Source organism: Sphingomonas koreensis (assembly GCF_002797435.1).
Classification (GTDB): Bacteria; Pseudomonadota; Alphaproteobacteria; order Sphingomonadales; family Sphingomonadaceae; genus Sphingomonas; species Sphingomonas koreensis.
In genome coordinates, this window is sequence record NZ_PGEN01000001.1 from 72,424 (window position 1) to 98,429 (window position 26,006).

Below are 26,006 nucleotides of genomic sequence, written 5' to 3' on the forward strand. Positions count from 1 at the left end.
CGCTGCCGGGCAATCGCGTTCCGTTGCGCGATGGTTGCGAAGGATGCAACCTTGATGACGCAGCATCGTGGGAGAGGGCAGGGGCATGACGATTCGCATCGAGGATCAGGACGAACGCTGGCCGCTGCTGCCGTTCCTGCTGGCGGGGCTCGGCCTTGTCACAGGACTGGTCGCCCACTGGATCATCGGTTCGACCTACCAGCCGCAGATCAGCGCGGTTCGCCTTGCATTGCTGAGCTTCGTCAGTGTCTCCGCGCTGGTGTTCGGGTTCGTCGTGGTGCGCGCCGATCTGCGCAGATCGATCGTCTTCGCGCTCGGCTGTGGTGCGGTTGCCGCGTTGATCCTCTATTTCAACGGCGCGACCTCGGGCTGGAGCAGCACCGAGGGGTGGCGGGTGTTCAGCCTCGCGCTCGCCATCGGCATCGCCGCGCCGCTGTACCAGGCGGGACGCGAATCGGGCTTCCGGCCGATCTCCTATCCGGCGGCTTACGACCATGCCTGGACCAACGCGATCCTCTGGTGCCTCGGCTGGGCGTTCGTCGGCGTGACGATGCTGTTGTCGTTCCTGCTCGCGGCACTGTTCCAGCTGATCGGGATCGAGTTCCTCGGCGACCTTCTCCAGAAGGAATGGTTCTGGCGCCCGCTGGTGGGGCTCGCCTTCGGTGTCGGCCTCGCATTGCTGCGTGAGCATCGCCGGATCGTCTCGCTGCTTCAGAATGTCGCGATGCTGGTGCTGGGCGTGCTCGCGCCCGTGCTGGCGATCGGCCTCGGCCTGTTCCTGCTGGCATTGCCCTTTACCGGACTCCAGCCGCTGTGGGACGCGACCAAGTCGACCACGCCGATCCTGCTCGGCTGCGTCGTCGGGGCGCTGCTGCTGGTCAATGCCGTGATCGGCAACGGCGCCGATGATGCCCCGCGCAACCGCGTGCTGCGCTGGGCGGCACTGGTGCTGGCGATCGTGATCTTTCCGCTCGCCGTCATTGCCCAGATCGCCACGGGCCTGCGCATCGGCCAATATGGCTTCACGCCCGAGCGGCTCTGGGCGCTCACGTTCGTCATTCTCGCCTCGGTCGTGGCGGTCGCCTATCTCGTCAGCGTGATTCGGGGCAGGGCGCTCTGGGCGGACAAGGTACGGCCTGCAAACCTCCATCTTGCCATCATCACCTGCGGCGTCGCGCTGTTGCTCGCGACGCCGGTCGTCAGCTTCAACGCGATCTCGACCCGCGATCAGGTCGCGCGGCTCGAGTCCGGGCGGACCACCCCGGAGAAGTTCGACTGGCGCGCGCTGGCCTTCGACTTCGGCGAGCCGGGACGCCGTGAACTCGAGCGGCTCAAAAAGTCTCCGGTCGCGGCGATCCGAACCAGCGCGACCGCGGCATTGTCTGCCAAATATCCCGGAGAAGCCTCTGACGGCCAGCAGGCGGTGCGCGAAGAGGCGCTCGACAAGACGCTGCGTATCCTTCCCGCCGGAACGCCGTTGCCGCGTGAACTTCGTGAGGCCGTTGCCGGCATATGGCAATGCAGCCGCGAGCCCTGCACGCTGGCGTTCATGCCGGGCGGGCGTGAGGCGGTGTTGCTGGTCGATTCATGCTTCCGGCCTGCGCCTGGGCGGGAACCGGACACGAAGACCGGTTCGGCGGTGGTGGCGGTGCCTGCTTCCAGGCAAGGCTATTGCCCGGCGGCGACGCCGGATCGCTACCTGCTGGTCGGCAACAAATGGATCGCCGGCAGCAAGCAGCCCGCGGTCCCCTTCGATCCCGCCACGCAGAACCGCAAAGCGGCCGGCCTCAAGGCCGGCGCGATCGAGATCCGCAAGGTCGAACGCCGCCAGATCTTCGTCGGCGGCGAACCCGTGAGCGACCCGTTCCAATAAGCGCGCTTGCTGACAGGGGGGCGTCGCTGCTAGGCGCGCCCTCATGTCCGTAGATACCGCAACCGTGAAGAAGGTCGCGAGCCTCGCGCGCATCGCGATCGACGATGCCGCCGCCGAGCGCCTCGTGCCTGAGCTCAACAACATCCTCGGCTGGATCGAGCAGCTGGGCGAGGTCGATACCTCATCCGTCGAGCCGATGACCGCCGTCATCCCCAACACGCTGCGCCTGCGCGACGACGTCGTCACCGATGGCGGCATCCGCGACGAGGTGCTGGCCAATGCGCCGCTTGCCGAGCATGGCTTCTTCACCGTGCCGAAAGTGATCGAATAATGACCGACGTCACCACTCTGGGCGTCGCGGCGATCCGCGACGGCGTCCGCTCGGGCGAGTTCACCGCGATCGAGGTCGCCGACGCCTTCATCACCAAGGTGAGCGCCGCCAAACAGCTCAATGCCTTCATCGTCGAGACCCCCGATCACGCGATCGCCGCGGCCCGCACCGCCGACGCCGCGCGCGCGGCGGGCGAGACGCTCAAGCCGCTGGCCGGCGTGCCGATCGGCATGAAGGACTTGTTCTGCACCAAGGGCGTGCAGACCACCGCCGCCAGCCACATGCTGGAGGGGTTCACCCCGGTCTATGAATCGACCGTCTCGCAGAAATTGTGGGATGCGGGCGCGGGCATGCTGGGCAAGCTCAACCTCGATCAGTTCGCGATGGGCTCGTCGAACGAGACCAGCTATTTCGGCAATGTGATCTCGCCCTGGCGGCGCAAGGACGGCGGCAACGCCGCGCTCGCGCCGGGTGGCTCCTCGGGCGGCTCGTCTTCGGCGATCGCGGCGCGGCTCGTCCCCGCGGCGACCGGCACCGATACCGGCGGCTCGATCCGCCAGCCCGCGGCGTTCACCGGCATCTCGGGCATCAAGCCGACCTATGGCCGTTGCTCGCGCTGGGGCGTCGTCGCCTTCGCGTCGTCGCTCGATCAGGCCGGGCCGATGGCGCGCGACGTGCGCGACTGTGCGATCATGCTCGAGGCGATGGCGGGCTTCGATCCCAAGGACGCGACCTCGCTCGACATGGCCGTGCCCAATTGGGAAGCGGGCCTCTCCGCCGATCTGCGCGGCAAGAAGGTCGGCATTCCGAAGGAATATCGCGTCGACGGGATGCCGGCCGAGATCGAGGCGCTGTGGCAGCAGGGCATCGACTGGCTCAAGGACGCGGGCGCCGAGATCGTCGAGGTCTCGCTGCCCCACACCAAATACGCGCTTCCGGCCTATTACATCATCGCTCCGGCGGAAGCCTCGTCGAACCTCGCCCGCTATGACGGCGTGCGCTACGGCCAGCGCGACCTGCCCGATGGCGCGAACCTTCAGGAAATGTACGCCGCAACCCGCGCCGCGGGCTTCGGTCCCGAAGTGCAGCGCCGCATCCTGATCGGCACCTATGTGCTCTCGGCGGGCTTCTACGATGCGTACTACACCCAGGCGCAGAAGGTCCGCACGCTGATCGCGCAGGATTTCGAGAAGGCCTGGGCGCAGTGCGACCTGCTGCTCACCCCGACCGCGCCCTCGGCAGCGTTCGCGCTGGGCGAGAAGTCGGCCGATCCGCTGGCGATGTATCTGAACGACGTCTTCACGGTACCGTCGAGCCTCGCGGGCATTCCGGCGATGTCGGTGCCCGGCGGGCTGGACAAGGACGGTCTGCCGCTCGGCCTCCAGATCATCGGCAAGCCGTTTGACGAGCAGGGCGTGCTCAATGCGAGCCTCGCGATCGAACAGCGCGCCGGTTTCACGGCGAAGCCGGAGCAGTGGTGGTAAGATGGCTGATGAGGTGAGGCAGGCGGTTGATAAGATCAATTCTGATCTTCGCGCCAGCTTCACTCTCATATCGTTGACGATGATCAGCGGGTTTGTGGGCGTTCGAGGCGCCTTGCTCGCTGACGAGTGGTACACTGCGCCGCTCGTATTCGTGGCGATGTTTCAAATTGCTATTTTGTACTTTTCACTGGTGAGTTTGCCGATCTCAGGATTTTACAGATACGGAAATTCTGCAATCCAGACAGGCGCAGCGATTTTCTTTATCGGCCTGTTGATCGAAAATTATTGGCTTGCTGGCGGTTTGATCGGAGGTTGGGTTTGTTCAACTCTGTTTGTACAAATCCCGATTAAATTCTTTGGATTGAAGAGCGAATGACGGAATCAACATACCGCATCAAAGGCGCAACGGGTGAGTGGGAGGTCGTGATCGGCCTTGAGGTCCACGCCCAGGTCACGTCCAACGCCAAGCTCTTCTCGGGCGCCGCGACCGAGTTCGGCGCCGAGCCGAACACGCAGGTGTCGCTGATCGACGCAGCAATGCCCGGCATGCTCCCGGTCCCGAACCGCGAGTGCATCCGTCAGGCGGTGCGCACCGGGATGGCGATCGACGCGCAGATCAACAAATGGTCGCGGTTCGATCGCAAGAACTATTTCTACGCCGATCTGCCGCAGGGCTACCAGATCAGCCAGCTCTACCATCCGCTGGTGGGCGAGGGCGAGATCGAGATCGAGGTGGACGGCGAAACCAAGACGATCGGCGTCGAGCGCATCCATGTCGAGCAGGATGCCGGCAAGCTGATGCACGACCAGCATCCGCGCCTCTCCTATGTCGACCTCAACCGCTCGGGCGTCGCGCTGATGGAGATCGTGTCGAAGCCCGACATGCGCTCGCCGGCGGAGGCCGGGGCGTATCTGTCGAAGCTGCGCTCGATCCTGCGCTATGTCGGCTCGTGCGACGGCAATATGGACCAGGGCTCGATGCGCGCCGACGTCAATGTCAGCGTGCGCCGTCCGGGCGAGGCGTTCGGCACCCGTACCGAGACCAAGAACGTCAACTCGGTCCGCTTCGTCATGCAGACGGTGGAGATCGAGGCGCTGCGCCAGATCGACGTGATCGAGAGCGGCGGCAAGATCGTCCAGGAAACCCGCCTGTTCGATCCGGACAAGGGCGAGACGCGGTCGATGCGTTCCAAGGAAGACGCGCACGACTATCGCTATTTCCCCGACCCCGACCTGCTCCCGCTCGAGCTGGACGACGCGTTCCTTGAGGAATGCCGCGGCTCGCTGCCCGAGCTGCCCGACGCCAAGCGCGCGCGCTACCTCGCGCTCGGCATCACCCCGTACAATGCCGGCGTGCTGACCGCCGAGGTCGAATCGGCGCGCTATTTCGATGCGCTGCTCGATGCCGGCGCCAAGGGGCCGGCGGCGGCCAACTGGGTCACTTCCGAGCTGTTCGGCGCGCTCAACAAGCTGGGCAAGGATATCGAGAACAGTCCGGTCTCGCCCGCGCAGGCGGCGGAACTGCTCGGCCTCGTCGCCGACGGCACGATTTCGGGCAGCCTCGCCAAGCAGGTGTTCGAGATCATGCTTGAAACCGGCGGCAGCCCGTCGGCGATCGTCGAGGAACGCGGCCTGAAGCAGACCTCGGACACCGGCGCGATCGAGGCGGTGATCGCCGAGGTGCTGGCCAAGAACCCCGGCCAGCTCGAACAGTATCGCGGCGGCAAGGAGGCGTTGTTCGGCTTCTTCGTCGGCCAGACGATGAAGGCGATGGGCGGCAAGGCCAATCCGGGCGTGGTGAATGAGCTGCTGAAGAAAGCACTCAACGGCTGAGCGGACAAAGGATCGATCGATGAAGCATATGCCGTTCCTGTCCGTCGCCGCGTTCGGTCTGCTGCTCGCGGCGCCGGGCATGGCGCAGCGCGCCGGTCCGCCGCCCGTCAGCGACGGCTATGACTGGGTGATCCGCATCGACGAGGAGAGCCGCGTGTCGAGCGCCATCCTCGCCTATGAGGTCGACGGCACCGATGACCAGCCGCTCAACTTCAGTTGCGAGCAGGGCGGCAACCGCATCTTCGCCAGCATTTCCGGCGGCGATCCGGCGCTGCGCGGGATCGTCCTCAACTCCGGCCCGCAAAGCCTGCGCCTTCCCGGCACGACCGAGGCGAACGAGGACGAGCCGCCGCACTTCACCTCAAGGGAGATTGCGGGAAATTCCCCGTTCATCCGTGCCTTCGCCGCCAATGGCTGGCTGCGCATGACCGCGCTGGGCCAGACGACCGGGATGACCGGAACCGCGGCGGGCAAGCAGGCGATCAAGCGCTTCGTGGACTTCTGCACGCGCTAGGCTCTTGAACGGCCGTAGTTGATACGCCTTGCAAGTAAACTGACTCGGGATCACCATCGTACCAGCGCCAATCGGGGGATTGATTCGGCGCGATGGGGGATGGGATGTCGAAAAATTTGACCTGCCTATTGGCGGTTGGCCTGTGCTTAGTGCCATCGGTAGCGGCTGCGCAGGATAAGTACGTGGTGCACCCCGTACGATTGGCGGACGAATCCATTCGGTTCTACAAGGGGGTGCCGACAATCGATATTGATACGGAGAAAGGTGCTGTTCAAATCAGTCCGCTCCCCATGGATCACGGCAGCTTCTCATTTTCGGTCGCTGTGCTGAATAAAGGGCAAGTTTCGTCGGACTTCGATGTTTCTGACGTCTCGGCTCATATTGTTGGCGCAGAAGTGGCTGCCTTCTCAAAGGAGGAGCTCGAGAAAAAAGCAAAGAGCCGCGCAATGTGGACTGCCATTGCCGTGGGATTGGCAGGTGGGCTGTCGGCAGCGGCCGCCGCAAGCCAGCGAGATCATTATCGCTCGACGTTCATCACGCCTCGAGGAACTTATTATGGTTCATATAGCGCTCCAAGTGTAGTCGGTCAGATCCAAGCTACAGCGATTGCCGCCGGAACGGGCTATAGCTTAGTGAAGATTCAGGAGAACCTTGACGCCACGAGAGAAGCGCTGGGTAACAACATTGTGCAGCGGACCACAGTTGATCCGTCAGAAAGCTATGCGGGCCAGGTGATCTTGAAGAAGATCAAGCTGAAGAAGTTTCCTGAGAACCTGATTGTTAGTGTGCGATGGAATGGTGACGAGTACCGGTTCGGTTTCGTAGTCGGAAAGCGGGGCATGAAAGCGCCCACAATTGCTCCGCTACCACCAAAATTTGTGGAGCCGGCTTCCGCGTCGCCTGCTGGGCAGCCCGCTGGTGAAGTGCCCTCGCCCCCTTCTCAGTTCTAACCCATGTGTCGTTCGTGGGGGCGACCAATAGTGTCATTTATCGCATCTGCTTTTCTTTGTTTCGGTGCGCCCGAAGAGGCCGACGCGTGCATCCGGGCGGATCAGCAGGTTTCAGTCTTGCCCATTAGAGTCGAGTTCGGCCCAGAAACAAAGATTGGAAGGAAGTCTAGCGGCCTTATCTGCGCACCTGGCGGGAGTTGGTACTGGCGTGACGCTGTGATCGATCCAGCGACTTCAAAGAGAATGGTCTCGACCGCTCTAGTGAATGCCGGGGTCCCGGTGGCCGTTCATACCGGTGACGACTTTGACGATCATCGTTCCCTTGCGGACTACCGTCTCCGAGGGCGCGTGATGTCATTCAGTATCGATGCCTGCACGCCGTGGAAGGCGACCAGTGGGGTTCTTGGTGGACGAAGGATTCGTGGCACGGCCGCAATCTCCATCCTGTGGGAAGTCTACTCTGCAACAGAGGGACGTGTCATTTGGCAGATGTCACAAGACAGCGAGTTACGTGCCGGTAAGCATATTGAGAGCGTGGACGCGCTTTTATTGGAGACCCTTAGTGCTAACGCGCAACAGGCCGGCTCGCGATGGCCGCAGGGGTATTGCGAGGATCGACGGGAGCGCTGACGTGATTCCTTAGCGTCACGCCACCGGCTGCACCGGTGTCGCGGGCGGATCGCCCTGGGGTACGGGGGCCGGTACGTCGATGTCGGGCTGGGGCGGGTGGATCTCCGGTCCGCCCGGCGTCGGCTGGCCCGGTTGGGGCATTGGCGGCGCCTCGGGCGGCGGCACGCTGGGCTTGGCTGGCGGGATCGGCGGTTCGACGGGCATCGGATCACTCCTTTTGCCCGGTCAACGCACCGCGGCGTGCGACGGTTCATCCTTGTCCGTCTCGCCTTGCAATGGATCCGTCACATCGCGAACGCATCGCCGCTTGCCCCCGGCCCATCCCTTGCTATAGAGCCCGCCGACTTGCGGTGTCCCTGAATGCGGGCGTGGCGGAACTGGTAGACGCGCTGGTTTTAGGTACCAGTATCGAAAGATGTGGGGGTTCGAGTCCCTTCGCCCGCACCAGTTTCCGCCCGGCGCACGGGGTGGACGCCGCTAAACCGATTCCACTTCCAGAGCAGGAAGCCTGAAAGAAATGCAGACTGTCGAGACGTTGAACGAGGGCCTGAAGCGCGCCTACACCCTGAAGATCACCGCGAAGGATATCGACGCGCGCGTCGATGCCGAGGTGAAGCGCGTGGCGCCTCAGATCCGCATGCCCGGCTTTCGCCCCGGCAAGGTTCCCACCAATCTCGTCCGCAAGATGCACGGTGAGGCGCTGACCCAGGACGCGCTCAACACCACGATCCAGCAGGGCGTGCAGCAGCTTCTGGCCGACCACAAGCTGCGTCCCGCAATGCAACCTTCGGTAAGCCTGGAAGGTGATTTCGCGCCGGGCAAGGATGCCGAGGTCAAGGTCGAGCTCGAGGTGCTCCCCGACGTCCCGACCCCTTCGATCGAAGGCCTGAAGCTCGAGCGTCTGATCGTCCCGGTCGACGAGAGCGCGATCGACGCGCAGCTCGCGCAGATCGCCGGCCAGCAGAAGGCCTGGGAAGATGCCCCCGCCAAGCACAAGGCGAAGCAGGGCGACCAGGTCACGATGGACTTCGTCGGCAAGGTCGATGGCGTCGCCTTCGACGGCGGCACGGGTGAGGCGATGTCGGTGGAGATCGGCACCGGCCGTCTGATCCCGGGCTTCGAGGATCAGCTCGTCGGCGTGAAGGCCGGCGACGAAAAGCAGATCGAAGTGACCTTCCCCGAGGATTACGGCGTCGATACGCTTGCCGGCAAGCCTGCGACCTTCGACCTCAAGATCACCGCGGTGAAGACCTCGGGCGAGACCAAGATCGACGAGGATTTCGCGAAGAATCTCGGCCTTGAGAGCCTCGACCAGCTGCGCGGCATCCTCAAGGGCCAGCTCGAGAGCGAGACTGGCGGCCTGACCCGTACCTATATGAAGCGCAAGCTGCTCGATCAGCTCGCCGCGGGCCATGATTTCCCGGTTCCGCCGTCGATGGTCGAGGCCGAGTTCAACCAGATCTGGGCCCAGCTCGAGCATGAGGCGAGCCACGAGGAGGATCCCGAGGCTGCCAAGAAGGAACTGGAAGCCGAGAAGGGCGACTATCAGGCGATCGCCGAGCGCCGCGTGCGCCTTGGCCTGCTCCTGTCGGAGATCGGCCAGGCGAACGGCGTGGAGGTGACCCAGGCGGAGATGAACCGCCTGATCGCCCAGGCCGCGCAGCAGTATCGTCCCGAGGACCAGCAGCGCTTCGTCCAGTATATCCAGCAGGAGCCGATGGCCGCTGCCCAGCTGCGCGCGCCGCTGTACGAGGACAAGGTCGTCGACTTCCTGTTCGAGAAGGCCGAGATCACCGAGCGCGAAGTGACGCGTGAGGAACTTGAAGCAGCGATCGAGAGCGAGGAGGGCGCCGTCCCCCACGTCCACGGCCCGGGCTGCGGACACGACCACGACCACGACCACGACGAGAAGCCGGCGAAGAAGGCCAAGGCGAAGAAGGCCGACGAGGCTCCCGCCGCCGAGGACGTGAAGCCGGCCAAGAAGGCTGCGGCGAAGAAGGAAGCGGCGGCCGAGGAAGCCGAGGCGCCTGCCAAGAAGGCTTCGGCCAAGAAGGCCGCTGCCAAGGCCGACGACGCGGCTGAGGAAGCCCCGAAGAAGAAGGCCCCGGCCAAGAAGAAGGCCGACTAAGTCTCTCCTTCGCGCAAGCGATTTGAGAACCCCGCCTCGCCACCCGGCGCGGCGGGGTTTTTCGTTTCAGGAGCCGTCTAAGCCGTCGAATGACAAAGTGGTCGAATCGTTACGATTTCGGCCTTATGGCACCGCTATGGAATCCAAAGTCGCCGTCATCCTGCCCTGCTACAATGAAGAAGCCGCTATCGGGCAGACCGTCGCGGCCTTCCGCGCGGCGCTCCCCGGCGCGGCCATCTATGTCTACGACAACAACAGCCGCGACCGCACGGTCGAGGTAGCGCGCGATGCCGGCGCGATCGTCCGCAGCGAGCGGATGCAGGGCAAGGGCAATGTCGTCAGGCGCATGTTCGCCGATGTCGATGCAGACCTCTACGTGATGGCCGACGGCGACGCGACCTATGACGCCGCCGCCGCGCCCGCGATGATCGAGAAGATGCTGGCCGAGGGGCTCGACATGGTCGTCGGCACGCGCATCCATGAGGCCGCCGACGCCTATCGCCGCGGCCATGTTCTCGGCAACCGAGCGATGACCGGGCTGCTGGCCCGGCTGTTCGGACGAAGCTTCACCGATATCTTCTCGGGCTATCGCGTCTTCTCGCGCCGCTTCGTCAAGAGCTTCCCGGTGCTGTCGGCGGGGTTCGAGATCGAGACCGAGATCAGCGTTCACGCGCTCGAGCTCAAGATGCCGGTTGGGGAGGTGGAAACCCGCTATCTCGCGCGGCCCGAAGGTTCGGCGTCGAAGCTGTCGACCTATCGCGACGGCTTCCGCATCGCACGGACGATCCTGACGCTCTACCGGATCGAGAAGCCGATGCTGTTCTTCGGCTGGGTCGCCGGCCTGCTCGGCCTATTGGCGCTGATCCTCGCGGTGCCGCTGGTGATCACCTATGTCGATACCGGTCTTGTCCCGCGCTTCCCGACGGCGATCCTCGCCACCGGCCTCGTCATCCTGTCGGCACTTGGCCTGTTCGCGGGGCTGATCCTGGATACGGTGGTGCGGGGGCGGCGCGAGATGCGCCGGCTCGCCTATCTGGCCGTGCCGGGACCGCTCCGTCCCGAATAGCGGATCACTATTGAAAGTCCTCCCCCGCCGGGGGGATGGCGGAGGAGGAAGGGGGAGGAGCCCGGAATCTTCTAGAAGCGATAGGCGACGAACAGGCCGCCATGCCATTGATCGAGGGATCCGTAGCGCACCACGAGCGGCGCATCGGCGGCATCGCCCATCAGGCGCGAGTAGCCGCCGACCGCGGTGACCATCCAGTTGCGGCCGAGCATGTAGCTGAGGTTCAGACCCGCACCCACGTCCTTCAGGCCGCTTTCGGCGCGATAGACCGGCAGGCCGCTCCGCGCCGCCTGCGCCGAGGTCACCCCGAAATAGGTGCCCATATAGTCCTTGTCGGCCCAGCTCGCCTTGGCGCTGGCGGAAGCGACCAGCGTGTCGCTGAGGTTGAAGCGGATACCCGCTTCGCCCTCGCCGACCAGGCCGTCATGGCCGCCAGCCACGTCCTTCGCCAGCGAGAGGCGCACCCAGGCCTGGCGATATTCGAACGCCAGCGCGCCGCCCAGCTCGACCGCGGTGCCGACATCGCCCAGCCCGCTCAGATCCGCGTTGCGCTTCACCTTCCGGTCGCGGCGATAGCGCGCCAACGGGCCGGCCTTGATGCTGAAATCGTCCGACGCCTTCAGCCGGATCAGGTTCACCCCGATCTCGGGACCCCGGATATAGGCGATGTCGCGATATTCGACCGAGATGAAGGGAAAGGGCTGGACCTCATATTCGTCCGACCCTTCGAAGTCGGGCGAGTAGATGGCGCCCCCGCCCAGCATCACCTGCCAGTCATTGCCTTCGTCCTCACGCGACTGGGCGCGCGCCTGGGAGGCGATCAGGCAAATGGCGGGTACGATCAGGAGTGGCAGCGCGCTGCGCAGGCTGACGCGGCAATGGAATGCAAGCATGACGGGCATCGGGGATACTCCATGGGGAATGGGGTAGCGGCGCTATAGGCCGCGGCCGGCCGCCGCCGATTGCAGGCGGGTTTCGGTTTGTTTCAGATTGTTACGGCTACAGACTCGGCCCGGGCCGGGCGCTATCTGACGGCCATGGCAAGGCAGGAAGGCGCCCATATCCTCGTCGTCGACGACGACCGGCAGATCCGCACGATGCTCGCGCGGTATCTGAGCGACAACGGCCTGCGCGTGACGGCGGCCGAGGACGGGCGGCAGATGACCGAATTGGTCGGCAAGTTCCGCTTCGACGTCATCGTGCTGGATGTGATGATGCCGGGCGACGATGGCTTCACGCTCTGCCAGAGGCTGCGCGCACGCAGCACGGTCCCGATCATCCTGCTCACCGCGCGCGGGGACGAGACCGACCGGGTGATCGGGCTCGAGCTCGGCGCCGACGATTATGTGCCCAAGCCGTTCAACCCGCGCGAACTGCTTGCCCGTATCCGCGCCGCGCTGCGGCGTGCGGCGATGATCCCGGCGGCGGAGGAGGAGGCCGTGGCGGACCGGTTCGGCTTTGCCGGCTGGACGCTCGACACGGGCAAGCGGACGCTGGTTTCGCCCGCCGGGTCGCTGGTCGAGCTGACGACGGGCGAGTTCGATCTGCTCGTCGCGCTGGTGCAGCACCCGCAGCAGATACTCAGCCGCGACCAGCTGCTCGACTATGTCCATGGCCGCTCCAGCCTGAATATCGACCGCAGCATCGACGTTCAGGTCAGCCGGCTGCGCCGCAAGGTCGAGGCCGATCCGCACGCGCCCGAGCTGATCAAGACCGTCCGCAATGGCGGTTACTATTTCACCGCCGCGGTCGATCCGGTGCCGCGCCCATGATCCCGCACCGGCCTCGTCTCGGTCTGCCGCGGCTCAAGCTGTCGGTCCGGCTTGGAATCGCGATCGTTCTGGCGGTGCTGGCGTCTTTCCTGTTCGACCAGGCGCTGCGCGTGATGATCCCGCCGCCGCCTTTCCTGATGGTCGAGCGCGACTGGCTGGTGAAGGCCGTCGCTGAAGAAGCGCGGGCGCCCGCCGATGCGCAACGTCCCGCCGGCGTTTCCGACTATCTCGTGTTCACGACTAGGGTGGCGCCCCCGTTCGAGCAGGGCGGGCGCGGCGCCGAGTTCGCGAGCGGGCTGCGTAGCGCCGTCGCCACCGCGCTGGGACAACCCGAGCAGGATGTCCGCGTATGGGCGGATACGTTCAGCGACAATGCCTGGGAGCGGTCCTCCGATACCGCTGTCGCGATCATTCCCAGGGTGCCGATGCTGCTCACGGCCCAGGAACTGGCGAGCAATCGCAGCAGCGTGCTCGGACGGCTGGAAATCGCCGTGCGGCGCGCGGACGGGCAATGGCTGGTCGTCACCGCGCGGCAGACGACCGACGCGCGCTGGCATCAGATGCGGATGGTGCTGACCTTCGCGGGTAATTTCCTGATCCTGATGATCTTCTCGATCTGGATGGCGCGCAGTATCGTCGTGCCGCTGACCCGCCTGGCCAACGCCGCCGAGCGGTTGGGGCGGGAGCGTGAGCCGACGCTGATCGGCGACATGCGCCTGCCCGAATTCGCCGCGATCGCGGGCACGTTCAACACGATGCAGCTGCGGCTCAAGCGGTTCGTGGACGAGCGTATCCAGATGCTCGCCGCGATCTCGCACGATCTGCGCACCCCGCTCACCCGGCTGCGGCTGCTCGCCGAATATGTGGAGGACGAGGATCAGCGCACGCAACTCCGTTCCAATGTCGCCGAGATGGAGTCGATGGTGTCCGATGCGCTCGCCTTCATGCGGGAGGAGGCCAGCCAGGAATCGCTCGAGACGGTCGATCTTGCAGCGCTGCTGATCAGCCTTGCCGACACGCATCACGATCTGGGGGAGGAGGTGCTGTACGAAGGCCCCGATCACCTCGACATCCGCTGCCGGCCGGTCGCGATCCGCCGCGCCTTCGCCAACCTGATCGCCAATGGCTGCAAATATGGCGAGGCGGTGCATATCGTGCTGGAAGCGGAACAGGACTGGGTGTCGGTCGCATTCCGGGATCGCGGGCCGGGCATTGCGCCGGAGGATGTCGAGCGCGCCTTTGCGCCGTTCGTCCGCCTCGAAAGCTCGCGCGGGCGCGAAACCGGCGGTACCGGCCTTGGCCTCACCATCAGCCGCGACGTGATCCGCAGCCATGGCGGAGAGATCGCATTCGAGGGCGGGGCGGGGCGCTTCACCGTGCGCGTGCGTTTGCCGCGCTACGGAGCCTGAACCGCGTTCCGTTCACCGTCTTCCCCCCTTGCGCGGGGCTTGCCGAGCGCCGATGTAGTCCACGGGCAAAAACAAACACACGAGATTCCCGCACATGCATCCCCTTTCGGGTCATATGACCGTCGATCCAGTCACCGGCGCGCTGGTTCCCATCGTCATCGAACAGTCGAGCCGCGGCGAGCGCAGCTTCGACATCTTCTCGCGCCTGTTGCGTGAGCGGATCATCTTCATCACCGGGCCGATCGAGGACCATATGGCCTCGCTCATCACCGCCCAGCTGCTCTTCCTCGAGTCCGAGAACCCGAAGAAGGACATCTGGATGTACATCAACTCGCCGGGTGGCGTCGTGACCGCCGGCATGGCGATCCACGACACCATGCAGTACATTCGTCCGCGCGTCGGCACGGTCTGCATCGGCCAGGCGGCGTCGATGGGCAGCTTCCTGCTCGCCGCGGGTGAGCCGGGCCTGCGCGTCGCGCTCACCAACGCGCGCATCATGGTCCACCAGCCTTCGGGCGGTGCACAGGGCATGGCGTCGGACATCGAAATTCAGGCCAAGGAAATCCTGCGCATCAAGCGCCGGATGAACGACCTGTACGTCAAATATACCGGCCAGCCGCTCGAGAAGATCGAAGCCGCGATGGATCGCGACACCTTCCTCGAAGCGGACGAGGCCAAGGCCTTCGGTCTGGTCGACGAAGTGTACGAGAAGCGCCCGCAGCCGGCCGAGGGTGAGGGCGGCAGCGCCGCCTGAGCGGAGACCGGGCGATCTACATTCCGCTTCCCCTGCTGATCCTCGGCGCGCTCGTCGTGCTGGCGGTGCTCTTCTGGGCACTGCGCGGAAGGGCAGAGGAGCGGGGTGATCTCGTCGCCCCGCCACGCTCCCGGTCGCGGCCTTCTCCCCCTCCTGCGCCCGCGTCCGCCGCTGCGGAACCGGTCGAGATTTCCGAAGAGCTCCGGCTCGAATTGTGGAAGCTGATCCACACCGGAAACCCGATCATGGCGATCAAGCTGGTACGTGATCGGACGGGGGTTGGGCTCAAGGACGCCCATGACTATATCGAGGCGATGCGGCAGAACGACGCGACGCTTCGGTAGCGCTGCCGGATTTTTATTGTGGGTTTACCCGTGCACGTTAGGATATGTGCCCGGAAAAGGAACGCGCCCCTTCTGGTGCGAAAGGTGATTGAATGACCAAATTGAGTGGCGGCGATTCGAAGAGCACGCTCTACTGCTCGTTCTGCGGCAAGTCGCAGCACGAGGTGCGCAAGCTCATCGCCGGGCCGACCGTGTTCATCTGCGACGAGTGCGTGGAGCTCTGCAACGATATCATTCGCGAAGAGACCAAATCGGCGCTGGTCAGCAAGAAGGACGGCGGCGTCCCCACGCCGCAGGAGATCTGCGACGTCCTGGACGATTATGTGATCGGCCAGAAGCAGGCGAAGCGCGTCCTCTCGGTGGCGGTGCACAACCATTACAAGCGTCTCAACCACGGCGCGAAGGGTGCCGAGGTCGAGCTGGCCAAGTCGAACATCCTGCTCGTCGGCCCCACTGGCTGCGGCAAGACGCTGCTGGCGCAGACGCTGGCGCGCATCCTCGACGTGCCCTTCACCATGGCCGATGCGACGACGCTGACCGAAGCCGGCTATGTCGGCGAGGATGTCGAGAACATCATCCTCAAGCTGCTCCAGGCCTCCGACTATAATGTCGAGCGGGCGCAGCGTGGCATCGTTTACATCGACGAGATCGACAAGATCAGCCGCAAGGCCGAGAATCCCTCGATCACGCGCGACGTGTCGGGCGAGGGCGTTCAGCAGGCGCTGCTCAAGCTGATGGAAGGCACCACCGCTTCGGTCCCGCCCCAGGGCGGCCGCAAGCATCCGCAGCAGGAATTCCTTCAGGTCGACACGACCAACATCCTGTTCATCTGCGGCGGCGCCTTCTCGGGCCTCGAAAAGATCATCGGCGACCGCCTGCAGGGCAAGTCGATCGGCTTCGGCGCCTATGTCGCCGCGCCGGAAGAGCGCCGCACCGGCGAGGTGCTGCGCCAGACCGAGCCGGAGGATCTGCTCAAGTTCGGTCTGATCCCCGAATTCGTCGGCCGTCTGCCGGTCGTCGCGACGCTCGAGGATCTCGACATCGCGGCCTTGGTCAAGATCCTGACCGAGCCGAAGAACGCGCTGGTCAAGCAGTACCAGAAGCTGTTCGAGATGGAGAATGTGAAGCTCAGCTTCACTGACGACGCGCTGGTATCGGTCTCCAAGAAGGCGATCGAGCGCAAGACCGGTGCGCGCGGCCTCCGTTCGATCCTCGAGGGCATCCTGCTCGATACGATGTTCGATCTGCCGTCGATGGACGGCGTTGACGAGGTGATGATCGACAAGGACGTGGTCGAGGGCCGCAAGGAGCCGATCCGCGTCTATGCCGAGAAGAAGAAGGCGGGGGCGACGGGCGACGCCGCCTGATCTCCACCGAATCGCGAAATCGAAGAAGGCGCGCTCCGGCAGCGAGCGCGCCTTTTTCATGCCGGGTTAACCCGAAACGGACAGGTTTCTCCCCATTCCGGTCACCGCAATGGGTAGAAGCTTGGAAATCCCCATCTTTCTGCGATCCGTTCCGGTTGAATTAACCCGGACTTTACCGCGCGCGCTGTCTGGACGGTTTCGATTCCAGCCGGGGCGCCCATGTTCGATCTTTATTACTGCATCACTGGTGAGCATGACATCCGACTCGTGATCCTGGCGGCGATCGTGTGCCTTGTCTCGACGGCGTCGGCGGTGCTCCTGCTGCGCCAGGCAAGGCTGTCGGGGCGGCAGGGGCGAACCCACTGGACCATCGTCGCCGGCGTCACCACGGGGCTCGGCATCTGGACCACCCATTTCGTCGCGATGCTCGGCTATGACCCCGGAATCGTCGTCGGCTATGACCTTGCGCTGACCGCGCTCTCGCTCGTGATCGCGATGGCTCTAACCACCGCCGGCTTCTTCGTCGCGGTGCGCAATCGTAACCGTTTTCCGCGCGCGGCCGCGGCGGTAATGATCGGCGGCGGGATCGCCGCGATGCACTATACCGGCATGTCGGCGGTGGAGTTCCCCGGCACCTTCTCGTGGCACACCGGCTATCTCCTGTTGTCGCTGCTCTTTGCGATCCTGCCGGTCTATCCGGCGCTTCGGCTGGCGCTCGACGGCGGCAGCCTGGCGCGCGGCGCGGCCGCTGCGGCGCTGATGACGCTCGCGATCGTGCTGCTCCACTTCATGGGGATGACCGCACTCGAGATCGTGCCGATCCCGAGCGACGAACTGCGCGGAGTGCTGCTGTCGTCCGGGTCGATGTCGGTGTCGCTGGCCGCAGGCGCGATCGGTATCCTGCTGCTCACCTGCGCCGCGGTGCTGGTGACGCGGCGGACTCAGGCTGCGCTGCGCAAGCAACTCGATCTGGCGCTGTCGAACATGCATCAGGGGCTGTGCCTGTTCGATCGCAACGAGCGGCTGATCCTGCGCAACCAGCGCTTTCTGGACCTCTGGGGCCTGTCTCCGGACGATTGCATTCCTGGCATGACCTTGCGCGAGGTCGCCTTCAGCGCGCTTGGCGGCCGTGCTGCGATTCCCCTGGAGGAGGACTGGTATGCGCGGATGCACGACGAGCTTTGGGCAAGCCTTGCCGGTCCCGAGGCCGCACCCGTGATCGCTGAGATCAGCCCCAACCTTGTCCTCTCCATCGCCAGCAGGGCGCTGCCCGATGGCGGTTGGGTGAGCACCTTCGACGACATCACCGAACGCCGCCGTTCGGAAGAGAAGATCGCCTTTCTCGCGATGCACGACAGCCTCACCGGCCTGCCCAACCGCGCGCGTTTCAACCTCTGGCTCGATTTCGAGATGGAGCGCGCGGAGCGCATCGGCCAGCGGCTCGCGGTGATCGTCATCGACCTCGACGGGTTCAAGGAGATCAACGACACCCACGGCCACGCCGCGGGCGACATGCTGCTCGCCGCACTCGCCGCCCGGCTCAGCGCCGCGCTCGGCGAGGGTGAGGTGGTCGCACGCCTCGGCGGAGACGAGTTCGCCGCGGCCAAGACCTTCCAGAACGATGCCGAGCTGGAGGCGTTCATGAACCGTCTCGAAGCCTGCTTCGCCGATCCGTTCGCGAATGCCGAATCGAGCTTCCTCGTCGGCGCCAGCATCGGCGTCGCGGCCTGGCCCGCCGATGCCGGCGATCGCGAGACCATCCTCAACAACGCCGATCTCGCCATGTACCGCGCGAAGGCGATGATCGGCTCGGCAACCTGCTACTATCAGCCGGGAATGGACGAGACCGCGCGTGCCCGGCGCCAGCTTGCCAACGACCTGCGCCAGGCGATCGACCGCGACGAGTTCTCGCTGGCCTATCAGCCCCAGCATTCGCTGCGCGACGGCGAGCTCAGCGGCTATGAGGCGCTGCTGCGCTGGAATCATTCGACGCGCGGCTGGATATCGCCAACCGAGTTCATCCCCGTCGCCGAGGAGACGGGCGAGATCTTCCGCATCGGCCAATGGGTGCTGCGCGAGGCTTGCGCCGAAGCCGGTCGCTGGCCCGGCAGCACCAAGATCGCGGTCAACCTCTCGCCCGTCCAGCTCATGCAGCCGGACCTTGCCGAGCGGATCACGGAGATCCTGCTTGAGACCGGCCTCTCGCCCTCGCGCCTCGAGCTCGAGATCACCGAAACTGCGATCATCGGCGACAAGGTCCGCGCGCTTCAGGTGCTCCGCCGGATCAAGGCGCTGGGCATCAGCATCGCGATGGACGACTTCGGCACGGGCTATTCCTCGCTCGACACGCTCCATTCCTTCCCGTTCGACAAGATCAAGATCGACAAGTCGTTCGTGCTCGGATCGGGCGAAAGCCCGCAGGCGCGGGCGATCATCCGCGCGGTGCTGGCGCTGGGGCAGAGCCTCAACGTCCCGGTCCTCGCCGAAGGGGTCGAATCCGCCGCGCAGCTGAAGATGCTCGAAAGCGAAGGATGCGACGAGGTTCAGGGCTTCCTGCTCGGCGCGCCCGCCGAGGCGCCGAGCAAGTCGGTGTCGCGCGCCGCCTGATCAGTTGTTCTTGAGGACGAACACCGGTCCCAGATCGATCGTGTGGGCAGCGCCGCCCAGCGTAAGCGCGATGTTCGCGCTTCCGGCTGCGTGGTCGCCTGCCGCAACGCCTTCGATATGCACCAGCTTCCACTCGCGGGTCAGCTCGACCGATCCGGTAAGCACCGGCGCATAGGGTGCCGAGGCCTGCTGGATCGTGCCTGCGATCCGGGTGCGCCTGTCGCTGCCGCCATCGGCCAGCCGCGCCCAGAATGCCAGTACCAGCCTGTCGCCCCGCCCGATCGCGCCCTTGATCGGGGCGGAGGCTCCCACGTCCCAGGGATTGGCCGGTTTGGCCGGGATCGTCACGCGCATCGCCCCGCCGCCCTGCACCTGATCGTCCTTGCGCCCCTTGTGCGTCTGCCCGGAGCCGTAGACGCTCCAATTGGCGCTGGGTTCGTTCAGAACGACCGGAGCCGCTGCGGTCTGTCCTTGCGCAGCGGCCCCGGACGCCGCCAGCACCGCCAGCGATGCCGCGATCAGATAACGCATATCGACCCCTCCCAATCGAGGTCGATGATCCAATATAACAATTGCAATATCAATATAGAACCAATCCATGCACCTTCATTTCCCGCATATCTGCGGGCTTCGCATCGTGACGGCCGAACCCGCCCCGCGGAAACGCTGGCGGAATCGCCCGGAGACGGCATAGAGAAGGCGTTCCGCCGCGGCGGAGGGGTTCAGCCACAGGGGATTTCATGCCGTCAGGTCTTGCCGCGCTTCTCGATGATGTCGCCGCCATCACCAAGCTCGCCGCCGCTTCGCTCGACGATGTCGGCGCCGCGGCGGGGAAGGCAGGCAGCAAGGCGATGGGGGTGGTGGTCGATGACGCCGCTGTCACCCCCCGCTACGTCACCGGCCTGACGCCCGACCGCGAATTGCCGATCATCTGGAAGATCGCGATGGGCTCGCTGCGCAACAAGCTGTTGCTGCTGCTTCCCGGCGCGCTGCTGCTCAGCTGGCTCGTACCCTGGGCGATCACGCCGCTGCTGATGATCGGCGGCGCCTTTCTGTGCTTCGAGGGCGCCGAGAAGGTGATCGAGGCCTTTGGCGGCGGCGGGCACGGCGCCGATGAGGAAGCGATCGGCGATCCCGCACATCTTGAGGCTGCCAAGGTCTCCGGCGCGATCCGCACCGACCTCATCCTCTCTGCGGAGATCATGGCGATCGCGCTCAACGACGTCGCGGCCAAGCCCTTGTGGGAACGCGGCGTGGTGCTCGCCCTTGTCGGCATCGGTATTACCGTGCTGGTCTATGGCGTGGTCGGCCTGATCGTGAAGATGGACGATTTCGGTCTCCATCTCGCTCGCCGCCCCGCTCAGCTCGCCCAGGCGATCGGGCGCGGGCTGGTCAAGGGCATGCCCGTGGTGATGCGTGCGCTGTCGATCATCGGCACCGCAGCGATGATCTGGGTCGGCGGCGGCATCCTCGTCCATGGCGCGGCACAGCTCGGCTGGCACGCGCCGGAAGAGGCGATCCACCACGTCGCCGAGGCGATCTCGCACAGTGGCGTCATCACCTGGATCGTCACCGCGACGGGGTCGGGCATCGTCGGTCTGGCGGTCGGCACCGTCATCGCCTTCGTCATCGGGAAGCTATTCCATGGAAAGACCGACGCCCATTGAGGTTCGCGACGGCACGCCGGCGGATGCGCCGCGCGCCGCTCCCTTGGCTACGGCGTCACCAGCGCGGGCAGGATATGCCGCTCGATCAGCGCCGTGCTGAGCTGGTGCATGTCGCGCTGGTTGTAGTTGGTGCTCAGGATCACGACGACGGCCTTGAGATCGGGGAACAGCACCGCCTTGTTGCCGCCATTCCCCGACATGTAGAAACCCGGCCAGGGGCGGGAATTGTCCGGCGTGCGATAGTCGCGAACCCACCATAGATAGCCATAGCCGTCGAACGGCGTCGCCTTGGCGCGTACGGTCAGCATCTCGCGCAGCCAGGCGCGGGAAACGACCTGCTTGCCGCTCGCCATGCCGCCATCCAGGACCAGCTGCCCGATCGCCGCGAAGTCCCGAGCGCGCAGGCTCAGCTGGCCGCCGCTCTGGACTTCGCCATTTGGGGAGGTTTTCCATTGCGCGCCGGTGATGCCCAGCGGATCGAACAGCCGCCGCTGGACATGGGCGTCGAACCGCTCGCCCGTGACGCGCTCGACGATGCGGCCGAGCAGAAAGGCCCCGGCGGTGCAATAGGAATAGCGGCCGAGCCCATTGGCTCCCCGCGCGTAGTTCCCGGCGATCGGGATATCGAGCGCGAAGCGGGTCCAGTCGCGCGTCGCGTACATCCGCTCCTCATTGCCCGGGCTCGCATCGGTCCAGTCGTCGCAGTCGAGCGCCGAGGACATGGTCAGCAGGTCGCGGATCGTGATCGCGCGCTTTGCCGGACCGTCATGGGCAAAGGGCTCGCGATCCTTGAAGAATTCGAAGACCGGCAGATCGACGCTCGCCAGCTTGCCGTCGTCGATCGCCATGCCGATCGCCAGTGCAGTGATCGACTTGCCGCTCGATCGTGCATCGATCCGGCTTTCGGGCGTGTTGCCGCGATAGTCGCCCTCGAAGACGGTGCGTCCATCCCGGATCACCCGGATGGCTTCGATCTTGCGATACTTGCCCGCCTCGATCTCCGCCGACATCGCCGAAAGGTCGATCCGCGCCGGTCGGGCGGCGGCGGGCACGGCTACCAGCAACGCGGCGGTCAGGAATGCAGCGCGCATCATCATCTCCGCTGCATCGCCTCGATCGCCGCGCTCCGCCGCAGGATGCGGGCCATCGGGTCGATCACCACATGCGCGCTCGCGGGCACACGGATCGTCTCGCTGCCGCCCGCCATCGCCAGCTTGCGCGTCTCGCCATTCACCGCGATCTCGACCGGGAGCGGGAAGGGGGCCGTACGCGGCGTCTTCCACTGCAAATTGAGCGTGTCGCCGGTGCGCGTCTCGATCAGCTCGGGCAGCGCTGCCTCGCGCAGATAGATGTCGAAGAACCAGGTAAGGTCGCGCCCGCCCGCTGCGTTCATCAGCTGCTCGAACTCGGGCGTCGAGGTGAAGCGCGGCTTGAAATTGCCCGGCTTCGGGTCGGGCCGGCCATAAACCAGCCGACGGGTTGCGTCGAAGAACGGCTTGTCGCCGATCAGGTAGCGCAGCGTGTGCAGCACCCACGCGCCCTTGTAGTAGATGTCCTGGCCGGGGCCGCCCCGTTCGGCCTGATAGACGTCGTCCGATGTACGGACCTTGCCCGACACCAGCGGCTTGCCGTTGAGGACGAACTTGCGCTGGTGCGCCATCATCGCGGCATAGCGGGCCTCGCCCTCGCGCCACTGGCCGTAGAGCGGCTGCATGTACTGGCCATAGCCTTCGTGCAGCCAGAAATCGTCCCAATTGGCCGCGGTCATCTGGTTGCCGAACCATTCGTGCGCCAGCTCGTGCTGGAACAGCCAGTCGAACCCGGTCTCGTCCTTCTTATAGTCGTTGCCATAGGCGTTGGCCGTCTGGTGCTCCATGCCCATGTGCGGCGTCTCGACCACGCCCAGCTTCTCGTCGGCGAAGGGGAAGGGGCCGATCACGCTCTCGAAGAAATCGAGCGTCGGCGCGAATTCGGCGAACAGGCCCCGCGCCTGGCGCTCCTTGCCGGTCAGGTGCCACAGATGCAGCGGCACCTTGTTGCCGAACTTGCTGTCGTACGCCCCCTTGATCTCGCCATAGGGGCCGATGTTGATCGCGACGAGATAGGGGTTGATGTTCTTCGCGACCCACCGCCACTCTCCCACGCCGCGGACTGGAGGTGAGACGGACTCCAGCTTGCCGTTGGCGATCGCCTTTGTGCCGGAGGGAGCGGTGATCCTGAGGCGGATCTCCGGTACTTCGCCGGCCGGGAAGTCGAGACACGGCCAGAACAGGTCGCAGCCATAGCCTTGCGCGGTGGTTGCGATCCACGGCTTGCCCTGCCAGCTCGACCAGACGATGCCGTCGTCCCAGGGTGCGTTGACCGCTTCGTGCGGGCGCCCGGCATAGCGGATCCTGGCGACGATCCTGCCGCCCGCCGCGACCGGCCTTGGCAGATCGATCACCAGCCGCCCGTCGGGGTTGCGCCAGCTTCCGGTCTTCAGGGCTGCACCGTCTATAATGATCTCTGAAACTTCGAAATTCTTGTCGAGGTCGATCAGCAGGCGGGTCTGTGCGATGCGTGTCGAGAGTGTCAGTTGCGCGAGCCCGGAAAGGAATCGCCGTTCGGGGTCGATCCGAACATCGAGTTCGACATGTTCTATCTTGAGTGCCGCACGCTCCGGCTCGATCTCGCCGCCCGAACGCATCGTCACCGGCGTGATCGGCGGTTCGCCCTTCTGGGCAAGTGCCGGGGAACACAGGAGAATCAGTCCGGCAGTCAACAGCTGATTGATGCCACGCCCCCGCACCCCATATAGTCCTTCGAATCCGCTCCGTGCGGCGGACCCTGGAGTACACATGAAGTCCACCTATCCCGTCCTTCCGCTTCGCGACATCGTCGTGTTTCCGCACATGATCGTGCCGTTGTTCGTCGGCCGCGACAAGTCGGTCGCCGCGCTCGAAGCGGCGATGAACGACGACAAGGAAATCTTCCTCGTCGCCCAGCTCGACCCTGCCAATGACGATCCCGGCCGCGACGACCTCTACGAGATCGGCGTCTCGGCGGAGGTCATGCAGCTGCTCAAGCTGCCCGATGGCACGGTACGCGTGCTGGTGGCGGGCAAGGAGCGCGGCAAGCTCGAGGGGATGGAGGAGACCGGCGGTTTCCTCACCGCGACCGTTTCGCCGGTCGATGAGAAGACCGTCGAAGGGAACGAGATCCAGGCGCTGATGCGCTCGGCGGTCGATCAGTTCGAGAATTACGCCAAGCTCAACCGCAAGCTGCCCGCCGAAACCGCGGTCCAGCTCGGCGAGATCGAAGAGGCTTCGCGCCTCGCCGACGCGATCGCCGGGAATATTGCGGTCAAGGTCGCGGACAAGCAGTCGCTGCTGGTCGAGACCGACCCGCAGAAGCGGCTCGAAATGGTGTTCGCCTTCATGGAGGGCGAGCTCGGCGTGCTCCAGGTCGAGAAGAAGATCCGTTCGCGCGTGAAGCGCCAGATGGAGAAGACCCAGCGCGAATATTACCTCAACGAGCAGCTGAAGGCGATCCAGCGCGAGCTGGGTAACGAAGGCGAGGAAGGCGAAGGCGACGAGATCGCCGAACTGACCCAGAAGATCGCCACGCTCAAGCTCAGCAAGGAAGCGCGCGCCAAGGCGCAGGGCGAGCTCAAGAAGCTCAAGACCATGGCGCCGATGAGCGCCGAGGCGACCGTCGTGCGCAACTATCTCGACGTGCTGCTCGGCCTGCCCTGGGGCAAGAAGTCGAAGCTCAAGAAGGATCTGGTCGAGGCCGAAGCGGTGCTCGACGCGGACCACTATGGCCTTGAAAAGGTCAAGGACCGCATCGTCGAGTATCTCGCGGTGCAGGCGCGCACCAACAAATTGAAGGGCCCGATCCTGTGCCTCGTCGGTCCTCCCGGCGTCGGCAAGACCTCGCTCGGCAAGTCGATCGCCAAGGCGACCGGGCGCGAGTTCATCCGCCAGTCGCTGGGCGGCGTACGAGACGAGGCCGAGATCCGCGGCCACCGCCGCACCTATATCGGCTCGCTGCCGGGCAAGGTCGTGTCGAACCTGAAAAAGGCCGGCACCAGCAACCCGTTGTTCCTGCTCGACGAGATCGACAAGCTCGGCCAGGATTTCCGCGGCGACCCCGCCTCGGCGCTGCTCGAGGTGCTCGACCCCGAACAGAACAGCAAATTCAACGACCACTATCTGGAAATTGACGTCGATCTTTCGGACGTGATGTTCGTTACGACCGCCAACTCCTTGAATTTGCCGCAGCCTTTGCTCGATCGAATGGAGATCATCCGGCTCGAAGGCTATACCGAGGACGAGAAGGTCGAGATTGCCAGGCGTCACCTGATCGAAAAGCAGATCGAGGCGCATGGCCTCAAGGAAGGCGAGTTCACCCTCACCGACGAGGGGCTGCGCGCGCTGATCCAGAAATACACGCGCGAGGCGGGCGTCCGTACCCTGGAGCGTGAGATCGCCAAGCTCGCCCGCAAGGCGCTGCGCAAGATTCTGGAGGGCAAGGCGGAGAGCGTGACGATCACGCCCGACAATCTCTCCGAGTTCGCCGGCGTGCAGAAGTACCGCCACGGCCTGGGCGAGGACGAGAACCAGATCGGTGCCGTCACTGGCCTTGCCTGGACCGAGGTGGGCGGCGAGCTGCTGACGATCGAAAGCGTGACGGTGCCCGGCAAGGGCGCGATCAAGACCACCGGCAAGCTCGGCGACGTGATGAAGGAATCGGTCGAGGCCGCGTTCAGCTTCATCAAGGCGCGCAGCCCGGCCTATGGCATCAAGCCGAGCATCTTCGCGCGCAAGGATATCCATATCCATCTGCCCGAAGGCGCGGTGCCGAAGGATGGCCCGTCGGCCGGCATCGGCATCGTCACCGCGATCGTCTCGACCCTCACTGGCGTGCCGGTGCGCAAGGATGTCGCGATGACCGGCGAGGTTACGCTGCGCGGCCGCGTGTTGCCGATCGGCGGCCTGAAGGAGAAGCTGCTGGCAGCGCTTCGCGGGGGCATCACCACCGTGCTGATCCCGCAGGAGAATGAGAAGGACCTCGCCGAGATCCCCGCAAACATCCGCGAGGGTCTGACGATCGTTCCGGTGAGCCATGTCGATGCGGTGCTCAAGCTCGCGCTGACCGAGCCGCTGGCCGCGATAGACTGGACCGAAGCGGATGAGCTGGCCGCGCAACCGCCGGTCTCCACTTCGGGTAGCGAGCCGCTTCGGCACTAGGTTGAGATCGCGTAAGGGCAGATTCTCGCGTCGTTTCGGCGCTTTG

The 26,006-nt window shown here is 65.0% G+C and carries 22 protein-coding genes and 1 tRNA gene; 18 read left to right on the forward strand and 5 right to left on the reverse strand.

Annotated features, from left to right (window positions below; translation table 11 throughout):
- Positions 1-85 precede the first annotated feature (85 nt).
- From BDW16_RS00400 to BDW16_RS00430, 7 genes are all read left to right on the forward strand, one after another.
- Entirely contained in the window at positions 86-1,873 is a 1,788-nt protein-coding gene (locus BDW16_RS00400; RefSeq protein WP_066579961.1) for a DUF4153 domain-containing protein, read from the forward strand.
- Between the two features lie 43 nt (positions 1,874-1,916).
- The gene (gene gatC, locus BDW16_RS00405) at positions 1,917-2,204 is read left to right on the forward strand and encodes an Asp-tRNA(Asn)/Glu-tRNA(Gln) amidotransferase subunit GatC (RefSeq protein ID WP_066579963.1); all 288 of its coding nucleotides are present in this window, start codon (positions 1,917-1,919) and stop codon (positions 2,202-2,204) included.
- Positions 2,204-3,688 carry an Asp-tRNA(Asn)/Glu-tRNA(Gln) amidotransferase subunit GatA gene (gene gatA / locus BDW16_RS00410; protein ID WP_066579966.1) on the forward strand — a complete coding sequence of 495 codons (1,485 nt, stop codon included), beginning with the start codon at positions 2,204-2,206 and terminating at the stop codon, positions 3,686-3,688. Before gatC ends, gatA begins: the two co-directional genes overlap by 1 nt.
- 1 nt (position 3,689) lies before the next feature.
- Positions 3,690-4,064, forward strand: a complete 375-nt coding sequence (locus BDW16_RS00415) for a hypothetical protein (protein ID WP_066579968.1) — start codon at positions 3,690-3,692, stop codon at positions 4,062-4,064.
- Positions 4,061-5,521: an Asp-tRNA(Asn)/Glu-tRNA(Gln) amidotransferase subunit GatB gene (gatB, locus tag BDW16_RS00420; RefSeq protein ID WP_066579970.1), complete on the forward strand. Its 1,461-nt coding sequence runs from the start codon at positions 4,061-4,063 to the stop codon at positions 5,519-5,521. Before BDW16_RS00415 ends, gatB begins: the two co-directional genes overlap by 4 nt.
- Positions 5,522-5,540: 19 nt before the next feature.
- Positions 5,541-6,035, forward strand: coding sequence for a hypothetical protein (locus BDW16_RS00425; RefSeq protein ID WP_066579972.1), 495 nt, complete (start codon positions 5,541-5,543; stop codon positions 6,033-6,035).
- 104 nt (positions 6,036-6,139) lie between these two features.
- The gene (locus BDW16_RS00430; RefSeq protein ID WP_125958824.1) at positions 6,140-6,985 is read left to right on the forward strand and encodes a hypothetical protein; all 846 of its coding nucleotides are present in this window, start codon (positions 6,140-6,142) and stop codon (positions 6,983-6,985) included.
- Between the two features lie 645 nt (positions 6,986-7,630).
- Here BDW16_RS00430 and BDW16_RS21000 read toward each other — a convergent pair.
- Positions 7,631-7,819 (reverse strand): hypothetical protein, encoded by a 189-nt coding sequence (locus BDW16_RS21000; protein WP_125458897.1) that lies wholly within the window; start codon positions 7,817-7,819, stop codon positions 7,631-7,633.
- 158 nt (positions 7,820-7,977) lie between these two features.
- On the opposite strand from BDW16_RS21000, the gene BDW16_RS00435 reads away from it, so the two are divergent.
- From BDW16_RS00435 to BDW16_RS00445, 3 genes are all read left to right on the forward strand, one after another.
- Positions 7,978-8,062 (forward strand) — tRNA-Leu (locus BDW16_RS00435).
- A 70-nt stretch (positions 8,063-8,132) separates the two neighbouring features.
- Complete coding sequence (tig, locus tag BDW16_RS00440; RefSeq protein WP_066579975.1) at positions 8,133-9,743, forward strand: trigger factor; 1,611 nt, start codon at positions 8,133-8,135, stop codon at positions 9,741-9,743.
- A 136-nt stretch (positions 9,744-9,879) separates the two neighbouring features.
- Positions 9,880-10,809 (forward strand): glycosyltransferase family 2 protein, encoded by a 930-nt coding sequence (locus BDW16_RS00445; protein WP_066579978.1) that lies wholly within the window; start codon positions 9,880-9,882, stop codon positions 10,807-10,809.
- A gap of 71 nt (positions 10,810-10,880) precedes the next feature.
- On the opposite strand, the gene BDW16_RS00450 is transcribed toward BDW16_RS00445, so the two are convergent.
- The gene (locus tag BDW16_RS00450) at positions 10,881-11,711 is read right to left on the reverse strand and encodes a MipA/OmpV family protein (protein WP_066579980.1); all 831 of its coding nucleotides are present in this window, start codon (positions 11,709-11,711) and stop codon (positions 10,881-10,883) included.
- A 135-nt stretch (positions 11,712-11,846) separates the two neighbouring features.
- On the opposite strand from BDW16_RS00450, the gene BDW16_RS00455 reads away from it, so the two are divergent.
- The 6 genes from BDW16_RS00455 to BDW16_RS00475 all read left to right on the forward strand — a co-directional run bounded on the left by BDW16_RS00455 (position 11,847) and on the right by BDW16_RS00475 (position 19,062).
- Positions 11,847-12,581, forward strand: coding sequence for a response regulator (locus BDW16_RS00455; RefSeq protein ID WP_066579982.1), 735 nt, complete (start codon positions 11,847-11,849; stop codon positions 12,579-12,581).
- Complete coding sequence (locus BDW16_RS00460) at positions 12,578-13,990, forward strand: sensor histidine kinase (RefSeq protein WP_066579983.1); 1,413 nt, start codon at positions 12,578-12,580, stop codon at positions 13,988-13,990. Before BDW16_RS00455 ends, BDW16_RS00460 begins: the two co-directional genes overlap by 4 nt.
- Before the next feature lie 115 nt (positions 13,991-14,105).
- Positions 14,106-14,744, forward strand: a complete 639-nt coding sequence (locus BDW16_RS00465; protein ID WP_100362670.1) for an ATP-dependent Clp protease proteolytic subunit — start codon at positions 14,106-14,108, stop codon at positions 14,742-14,744.
- 56 nt (positions 14,745-14,800) lie between these two features.
- Complete coding sequence (locus tag BDW16_RS21005; protein WP_125958823.1) at positions 14,801-15,088, forward strand: RNA-binding protein; 288 nt, start codon at positions 14,801-14,803, stop codon at positions 15,086-15,088.
- 92 nt (positions 15,089-15,180) lie between these two features.
- On the forward strand, positions 15,181-16,455 hold the full coding sequence (gene clpX / locus BDW16_RS00470) for an ATP-dependent Clp protease ATP-binding subunit ClpX (RefSeq protein ID WP_066579989.1): 1,275 nt from the start codon (positions 15,181-15,183) through the stop codon (positions 16,453-16,455).
- A 219-nt stretch (positions 16,456-16,674) separates the two neighbouring features.
- Positions 16,675-19,062: an EAL domain-containing protein gene (locus tag BDW16_RS00475; RefSeq protein WP_066579992.1), complete on the forward strand. Its 2,388-nt coding sequence runs from the start codon at positions 16,675-16,677 to the stop codon at positions 19,060-19,062.
- Here the strand turns inward: BDW16_RS00475 and BDW16_RS00480 are convergent, their stop codons facing one another.
- Positions 19,063-19,593: a carbohydrate binding domain-containing protein gene (locus tag BDW16_RS00480; protein WP_066579995.1), complete on the reverse strand. Its 531-nt coding sequence runs from the start codon at positions 19,591-19,593 to the stop codon at positions 19,063-19,065.
- Positions 19,594-19,802: 209 nt separating this feature from the next.
- On the opposite strand from BDW16_RS00480, the gene BDW16_RS00485 reads away from it, so the two are divergent.
- On the forward strand, positions 19,803-20,729 hold the full coding sequence (locus tag BDW16_RS00485; protein ID WP_066579997.1) for a DUF808 domain-containing protein: 927 nt from the start codon (positions 19,803-19,805) through the stop codon (positions 20,727-20,729).
- Between the two features lie 47 nt (positions 20,730-20,776).
- Here BDW16_RS00485 and BDW16_RS00490 read toward each other — a convergent pair whose 3' ends face one another.
- Both BDW16_RS00490 and BDW16_RS00495 read right to left on the reverse strand, forming a co-directional pair.
- On the reverse strand, positions 20,777-21,820 hold the full coding sequence (locus tag BDW16_RS00490; RefSeq protein ID WP_157926311.1) for a serine hydrolase domain-containing protein: 1,044 nt from the start codon (positions 21,818-21,820) through the stop codon (positions 20,777-20,779).
- Positions 21,821-21,822: 2 nt separating this feature from the next.
- Positions 21,823-23,517 (reverse strand): M1 family metallopeptidase, encoded by a 1,695-nt coding sequence (locus tag BDW16_RS00495; RefSeq protein ID WP_338325261.1) that lies wholly within the window; start codon positions 23,515-23,517, stop codon positions 21,823-21,825.
- 49 nt (positions 23,518-23,566) lie between these two features.
- On the opposite strand from BDW16_RS00495, the gene lon reads away from it, so the two are divergent.
- A complete protein-coding gene (gene lon, locus BDW16_RS00500; protein WP_066580001.1) occupies positions 23,567-25,960 on the forward strand; it encodes an endopeptidase La in 2,394 nt (797 codons plus the stop codon).
- Positions 25,961-26,006: the final 46 nt, after the last annotated feature.